At 43.5% G+C, this 1,653-nt stretch carries 3 protein-coding genes; all 3 read left to right on the forward strand.

The window, feature by feature from the left end:
• The first annotated feature begins 163 nt into the window (after nucleotides 1–163).
• Nucleotides 164–955: a prolipoprotein diacylglyceryl transferase gene (gene lgt / locus B151_RS0117480; protein WP_020404919.1), complete on the forward strand. Its 792-nt coding sequence runs from the start codon at nucleotides 164–166 to the stop codon at nucleotides 953–955.
• A 44-nt stretch (nucleotides 956–999) separates the two neighbouring features.
• On the forward strand, nucleotides 1,000–1,188 hold the full coding sequence (locus B151_RS0117485) for a hypothetical protein (protein ID WP_020404920.1): 189 nt from the start codon (nucleotides 1,000–1,002) through the stop codon (nucleotides 1,186–1,188).
• Nucleotides 1,189–1,437: 249 nt separating this feature from the next.
• Nucleotides 1,438–1,653 (forward strand): NADH-quinone oxidoreductase subunit A (locus B151_RS19205; RefSeq protein ID WP_020404921.1); only part of this gene is annotated, 216 nt, incomplete at its 3' end.

Genomic DNA, 1,653 nt, shown 5'->3' on the forward strand with positions numbered 1-1,653 from the left:
ATAAAAGAATAATACTACCGGTGGCCAAACGAGCTTTCAAAACCAGGCTGGAAGACAAACAGTGCATGCATGAAAACTGCTCGTGTGTTTGGTGCAAGCACGGTGAACACGACTATGCGGCAGTGGAATGCTAATTTAATTTAAATCCCAACTTTTAGAAGCTATGCAACCCATTCTTTTTGAACTCGGGCCGATTACCATTCAAACGGTCAGCCTGTTTCATACAGGTGGTATACTTATTGGTATTTGGTGGCTTTATAAACAGGCCAAGAAGAACCGGGTCGACCCTCAAAAAATAATGGATCTTTCAGTGGTCGTGGTTCTTTGGGCCATTATCGGCGCACGGGTGCTCTCCATCCTATTCGACGGTAGTCTGCAGTGGTATTTAGAAAATCCAATGACAATACTGATGCTGTGGAATGGCGGATTTACCTTCTACGGAGGCTTCCTTTTCGGGCTCGGTGCTGGTATCTGGTATGTAAGAAAACACAATTTAGACTTGTGGAAAATCAGTGATATGGCTGCCCCCGGCTTAGCGTTGGGTATAGCATTTGGGCGTCTGGGGTGCTTCTTTTCCGGTGACAGTTACGGGAAACCGGCAGAAGTAGCCTGGTCTGTAACTTTTACCGATCCTATGTCTATGGCACCAACGGGTATCCCCCTGCACCCCACACAAATCTACTCTTCGCTTGTATTGCTGCTGGTGTTCGGCCTCCTTTTGTTGTGGAGGAAACGCCAGAAATTTAATGGAGAGCTGTTTCTTGCATTCGTTATGCTATATGCTTTGGTTCGTTCTTTTGTGGAGATTTTCAGAAACGATCCGCGTGGCGTGTACCTGGACGGGCTGATCTCCACCTCGCAGATCATCAGCCTGTTGGTGGTAATTCCGGCCCTGTGGCTGTTTTTAAAAAAGCTGCGCAAATACAAGAGATTGAAGCTTGATACATCTCGATGATCTCTCAAGCTTTCTAATAATTTAGATTTTTAAAGAACTATACTATGTTAACATTTCTTTGGTTTGCCTTCATCGTGAGTTTTATATTTTTCATACGGCGCGGCCATGCCGGTAGAAATGCTTACCGTTCACGCAATTACAATGCACCTGGCACAGAAGAAAACCCTCATTCCAGGCTCAAGTTTGATGAAATGGAAGAAGCGGAGTATGAGGTAGTGAAAGATAAGTATTAGAGCAAGCCTCACAAAGATGAAGAATTTCCATAATGTAAAGACCTGTACAAAAAAATTATCAGATGGCTATTTCATTCTTTGACCAACTTTTTATTTATTCAGTAAATACTGTAACTAAGAATCAACCAATTTCATTTTAGTCTCACAACAGTGTCTTTGTTCTAAGTAGAAAATCAGAATTTCACCTTTAATCATCATTTAACTTTAATTCATTTGTCTCCACTTACGCAATACCTCCTTCTATTCGGCATGCTCATTGCCACGACTGGTTTCGTCTGGATGCTCTACCTTATAAAAAAGTCGCTGGGTGAGACGCTGGAAGAGCCGGGTAAAGACATTCCCGCCGAAAGCGGCAATCTGGCGTCCAAACCGGCCTGGCTACGCTATCATGTGCATTATTACGGATATGCGTTACTTTTTTTAGCTTTCGATATGGAGATGGCTTATATGTACCCCTGGGCGGTG

The organism is Gracilimonas tropica DSM 19535 (assembly GCF_000375425.1).
Classification (GTDB): Bacteria; Bacteroidota; Rhodothermia; order Balneolales; family Balneolaceae; genus Gracilimonas; species Gracilimonas tropica.

Excerpts from the sequence above, each read along its gene's own strand:
- B151_RS0117485 (WP_020404920.1), top strand. The coding sequence starts at position 1,000 with ATGTTAACATTTCTTTGGTTTGCCTTCATCGTGAGTTTTATATTTTTC.
- lgt (WP_020404919.1), top strand. The coding sequence starts at position 164 with ATGCAACCCATTCTTTTTGAACTCGGGCCGATTACCATTCAAACGGTC.